Annotated in this window: 5 protein-coding genes; 1 reads left to right on the forward strand and 4 read right to left on the reverse strand. The window is 62.6% G+C overall.

From position 1 onward, the window contains the following. On the forward strand, positions 1 to 2,484 hold a 2,484-nt coding region (locus AB4Z11_RS22415), incomplete at its 5' end, for a DUF4450 domain-containing protein (protein ID WP_442027769.1). On the opposite strand, the gene AB4Z11_RS22420 is transcribed toward AB4Z11_RS22415, so the two are convergent. The 4 genes from AB4Z11_RS22420 to AB4Z11_RS22435 all read right to left on the reverse strand — a co-directional run. After that, the gene (locus AB4Z11_RS22420) at positions 2,481 to 2,642 is read right to left on the reverse strand and encodes a hypothetical protein (protein WP_442027770.1); all 162 of its coding nucleotides are present in this window, start codon (positions 2,640 to 2,642) and stop codon (positions 2,481 to 2,483) included. The genes AB4Z11_RS22415 and AB4Z11_RS22420 overlap by 4 nt on opposite strands. A gap of 74 nt (positions 2,643 to 2,716) precedes the next feature. Next, on the reverse strand, positions 2,717 to 3,712 hold the full coding sequence (locus tag AB4Z11_RS22425) for a CaiB/BaiF CoA transferase family protein (protein WP_442027771.1): 996 nt from the start codon (positions 3,710 to 3,712) through the stop codon (positions 2,717 to 2,719). Further along, positions 3,709 to 4,860 carry an acyl-CoA dehydrogenase family protein gene (locus tag AB4Z11_RS22430; RefSeq protein ID WP_442027773.1) on the reverse strand — a complete coding sequence of 384 codons (1,152 nt, stop codon included), beginning with the start codon at positions 4,858 to 4,860 and terminating at the stop codon, positions 3,709 to 3,711. The genes AB4Z11_RS22425 and AB4Z11_RS22430 overlap by 4 nt, the downstream gene beginning before the upstream one ends. 11 nt (positions 4,861 to 4,871) lie before the next feature. Next, a partial coding sequence (locus AB4Z11_RS22435; RefSeq protein ID WP_442027775.1) for an SDR family oxidoreductase occupies positions 4,872 to 5,142 on the reverse strand: 271 nt, incomplete at its 5' end.

Raw genomic sequence — 5,142 nt, forward strand, 5'->3', positions numbered from 1 at the left:
CCGCTGATCAATGCGCAGCCGCTGCTGATATCGCTGCAGCGCATCGGCGCGGCGCAGGCCGCCGATCTGGACGTATATGCCGCCRTCACGACACAGCCAGCGCCCGCCCCTTCCGGCAAGTCCGGCGCACTGGACCCAGCGTATGCGCGCGCTCAGCTGCCACGCCTGTTCGATGAAACACGCCAGCACTTTGCCGCACTGCGCGATCGCGTGCGGATCGAAACACCCGATCCTTATCTCAACGCTGCAGCCGGTGCCCTCAACGTCGCCACTGATGCACTGTGGGACGACAGCGCACAATCCATCATGCATGGCGCCATCGCCTGGCGCACGCGCCTGCTCGGCTGGCGCGGCCCTTATGCGCTCGATGCACTCGGCTGGCATGAGCGTGCGCGTCTTAATGCAGAGGGCTGGACGCGCGGCCAGAACACCAGCGCTATTCCGCCGGCCCTGCCCTCAGCCGATACCGCCAGCAAACTGGCGCGAAACGAAGCGGGACTGCATTCCAACGGCGATATGTCGCACTCGCACTACGACATGAATACGGTCTTCATGGATGCCTTGCTTCGCCACATTCTGTGGACAGGCGATCTGGAATATACCCGCGCCGTCTGGCCTGTGATCGAACGCCACCTCGCCTGGCAACAGCGCCTGTTCCGGCGCGAGTTCGGTCCGGACAAGCTGCCCTTGTACGAAGCCTACGCCAGTATCTGGGCCAGTGACGACATCTATTACAACGGTGGTGGCGTCAGCTATGCGTCGGCCTACAACGTCTACGCCAATCGCGGGGCGGCCCGCCTGGCGCGCCTGTTGGGCAAAGACCCGTCGCCCTATGAACGCGAAGCGGCGCTGGTGGCGCAAGCCATGCGCAGTCTATTGTGGATGCCGGAGCAAGGTGCATTCGCAGAATACCGCGATGTACTGGGACTTCAGCAGCTTCATCCCAGCTATGGCCTCTGGACCTTCTATCACACCATCGATTCCGAAGTACCCACCGCCGCCGAAGCGCATCAGATGGCGGCTGCGCTTTTGCGCGACTTCCAGGCGATTCCTGTTGCTGGCGAAGGCGTGCCTGCGGATGCGGCTTATCACATGCTGGCCACCACCAACTGGATGCCTTACTCCTGGTCGGCCAACAATGTCGTCATGGGCGAGAACCTGCACACGGCGCTCGCTCTATGGCAGGCGGACCAGCCGGAAGAAGCGTACATGCTGGCCAAGAGCGCACTGCTGGCCAGCATGTATATGGGTATCTCGCCCGGTAATGTCGGTACGATGAATTACCTGGACGTCTACCGCCGCGAGTCGCAGCGTGACTTTGCCGACGGCGCAGGCGTGCTGTCGCGCGCCTTGGTCGAGGGTCTGTTCGGTATTCATCCCGACGCGCTGGCGGGGACGCTTTCTGTGCATCCCGGCTTGCCCGCAAGCTGGACGCATGCGCGCATCACGCATCCGGATCTCGCACTGAGCTTCTCGCGCAGTGGCGCCACGGATCGCTGGGCCTTGCAGGATGTGGCGCCGCGTTTCCGCAGCTTGCGGCTGCAACTGCCTTCCACATCACGTGCGCCGGCCAGCGTCACCGTCAACGGGCAAGCAATGAGCTGGCATACCGCTGCGGACATGACTGTGATCGAAACGCCGTTGAACCACGGGCGCGCTGAAGTCGACATCACCTGGCGCGCCGCCACGTTACCCACACGCGCCGCGGCAACGATGGCCGCCAGTAGTGAACACATCAGCAGTCCTGCTATCGACTGGACGACGCCGCGCAACGGCGCCCGCTACGACAGCATTTCGCTGGCAGCCTATTTCAATGATCGCATTACCGAAATCTTCAAACCCGGCAAATACCAGTCGCCGCGCTCGCCCTATGTGTCGCTGTCCCTGCCCGCGCAAGGCGCCGGTGCCTGGGCTGGCCATCTCGACACCCTGCCGGAGATCGACGATACCGGTCTACGAAGCGCAGCGCGCGCCGGCGGCGGCAATATCGTGATGCCAAACGGCGTCCCTTTCGCCACGCCATCGCAATCCGGTACGCCCAATATCGTCTTCACTTCGCAATGGAACAACTACCCGCGCGAGGCCCAAATCCCTCTAGCCGGCACGGCCAAGCGCGCCTGGTTGCTGATGGCCGGGTCTACCAACTTCATGCAAAGCCGCCTGGATAACGGTGAAGTGATTGTCCGCTATACCGATGGCACCAGCACGCGGCTCGCCCTGCACAATCCGGACAACTGGTGGCCTATCGAGCAAGATTATCTAATTGATGATTACCAGTTCCGCCGCCCCGGCCCAATCCCGCCCAGAGTCGACCTCAAGACCGGCAAKGTCCGCTTGCAGACAAGCGGCGGCGCCGTAGCAGGCGGCGCGGCGACCGCGCAATGCATACCGCTGGAATCAGCCAGAACCCTGCGCAGCCTGACACTGCGCACCCTAAGCAATGACGTAGTGATTGGTCTGATGAGCGTTACGCTGGAACGCTAGCGGACATTCAGGCCGTTGCGGTCGCCGGCACTGACATTGGTGGTGAGCGCTGCGCGAATGTCTGCGATCGGGTACATATTGAGAACCCAATCGAACGCGTCTCCCCAGCGCATCTCGGCCAGGGCAAGCAGCAGCACAAAGGTGATCTTGATTTTCATATTGGCCTCCCCGGAAATTTTTCCCCGGCGGGAGATTTGTATATATACCAAGTTACACCAAAACGGCTGAGCTGTCAGAAAGAAGTGAAGCGCGGGGCTGCCCGCACATGGCCTTGCTCTGTAAAGGTGCCGCGCGCGGCGTTGTGTGGATGCTGCATTGCTTCCGCCAACGTTAATACCGGCGCGAAGCAGGCGTCGGTTCCTTCAAGCAAGGCACACCAGTGACTACGCGATCGCGAGGCAAACAACGCGGCAAAGCGCTCCTTTAATGCCGGCCACTGGCTTGCATCATACTGGCTGCGCGGATCGACATCATGCATGCCTACTTTCTGTAACAGTAGCGCATAGAATTGCGGTTCCAATGCGCCGACCGTGATGCTGGCGCCGTCAGCGCAGCGGTAGACATCGTAGAAAGGCGAATCGTGGAAGGGGCTCGGCTTCGGGCCGCCCAGGCCACCGCTGGCGGCAACCCACTGCGCGATCCCGCCCAGCATTGCCATGACGTCCGTGATCGCCGCATCCACCACGCAGCCTTTGCCCGTACTGCGCGCCTGCAGCAAGCCGCTGACCATGCCGAAGGCCAGTCCCAGCGCACCGGCTGCGTCGCCCAGCGTGGGCGGAATGCCCTGCTGCGGCGCCAGCGACAGCAGGCCACTTAACGCCACGTAATTCAGATCGTGCCCCGCTGCCTGCGCCAACGGACCATCCTGTCCCCAGCCCGTCATGCGTCCATATACCAGGCGCGGATTGACTTCCGCGCAGTGCGCAGGACCCAGTCCAAGGCGCTCCATGACACCGGGCCGGTTGCCTTCAATCAGGCCATCGGCTTGCGCCAGTAGCGCCAGCGCGCGCCGAACATCTGCCGCATCTTTCAGATTCAAGGCCAGCTCCGTCTTGCCCTCGGCTAGCGGACGCTTGCCATCGCCGCCGAGCAGGCCAGCAACGAGGCCCGCGCCGGGACGCACCACCAGCGTGACGCGCGCGCCAAAGTCGGCCAGCATGCGGCCACATAAAGGACCAGGGCCCAGCCCTTCGAATTCGACGATGTGCAAGCCGGCCAGTGGCTTCATGCGAGTACCTTGCGTGCGATGAGATCCTTCATGATTTCATTGGTGCCGCCGTAGATGCGCTGCACCCGCGCATCTGCCCACAGGCGGCCGATCGGATATTCAGCCATGTAGCCGTAGCCGCCGAAGAGCTGCAGGCATTCGTCCGTCACTTTGCACTGCTGTTCGGAGCACCACCACTTCGCCATGTAGGCCGCTTCGTCGTCCAGCGTGCCGTCCAGCAGGCGCTGGATGCAGTCGTTGACGAAGCTGCGCACCACGTGCGCCATGGTCGCACATTCGGCCAGCTTGAAGCGCGTATTCTGGAAATCGGAGATCGGCTGTCCGAACGCCTTGCGCTCCTTGGTGTATTCGACCGCCAGTTCCAGCGAGCGCTCGATCACGGCTGCCGCAGGTACCGCCAGCAGCATGCGTTCATACGCCAGCTGGCTCATAAGCTGGCCAAAGCCGCGGCCTTCTTCCACGCCCAGCAGATTGGCGACCGGCACGCGCATATCTTCGAATGCCAGTTCGGCGGTATCGGATGCATGCATGCCGATCTTTTCCAGGCGGCGCCCAACACTAAATCCCGACAGATTTTCCGTCTCGATAACCACCAGCGAAATCCCTTTCGAGCCCGCATCGCCGGTACGCAGCRCCAGTACCAGCAGGTTGGCCGTGTAGCCATTGGTAATGAAGGTCTTGGCGCCGTTGATCACGTAATGGTCGCCATCACGCACGGCGCGCGTGCGCATCGATTTCAGGTCGGAGCCGCAGCCTGGTTCCGTCATTGCGATACCTGCCAGCAGTTCGCCGCTGCACAGCCGCGGCAGCCAGCGCTGCTTCTGTTCTTCCGTGCCGTAGTCGAGGATGTAGTGGGCGGCGATGGTGTGCACGGCCGAATTGGCCGGCACTTCGGCCTTGGCCAGTTCGTCCTGCACCACCAGCTGGTAGGCCAGCGTGGCGCCGGGACCACCGTATTGCTCATCCATCTCAGGCAACAGGAAACCCAGCTCGCCAAAGGGCCGCCAGGTTTCGCGTGGAATGAATCCCTGGCGCCGCCAACCATCCAGGTGCGGTGCCAGTTCGGCGTGGACGTAACGGCGTACCTGGTCGCGGAAGGCTTCGATGTCCGCGTCCATCCATGGGTGCTGGTGCAGGCGTGGCAGCATTGTCTTCCTCCTCACATGCCGGTCAGGCCGCCGGTGCACATCAGGGTCTGGCCGCTGACGTAATCCGATTCGGGAATGCACAGCATATAGACTGCGCCCGCTGCCTCTTCCGGCGTGCCGCCGCGGCCCAATGGAATGGTCGCTTCCATCATCGCCAGCAGGTCCTTGTTGACGCCGACTTTGATTTCGCGGCCTTCGATATTGGCGGTGCCGCCTTCAGCCGCGTTGCCGGTCAGGCGCGTTTTGATCAGGCCAAAGGCCACGCAGTTCACCGTGGTGTTC

The sequence above is a fragment of the Pseudoduganella sp. RAF53_2 genome (assembly GCF_052113985.1).
GTDB lineage: Bacteria > Pseudomonadota > Gammaproteobacteria > Burkholderiales > Burkholderiaceae_D > Rugamonas.

Bases quoted from the DNA above. Each gene is read 5' to 3' on its own strand.
- AB4Z11_RS22420 (WP_442027770.1), bottom strand. From the start codon at position 2,642: ATGAAAATCAAGATCACCTTTGTGCTGCTGCTTGCCCTGGCCGAGATG.
- AB4Z11_RS22425 (WP_442027771.1), bottom strand. From the start codon at position 3,712: ATGAAGCCACTGGCCGGCTTGCACATCGTCGAATTCGAAGGGCTGGGC.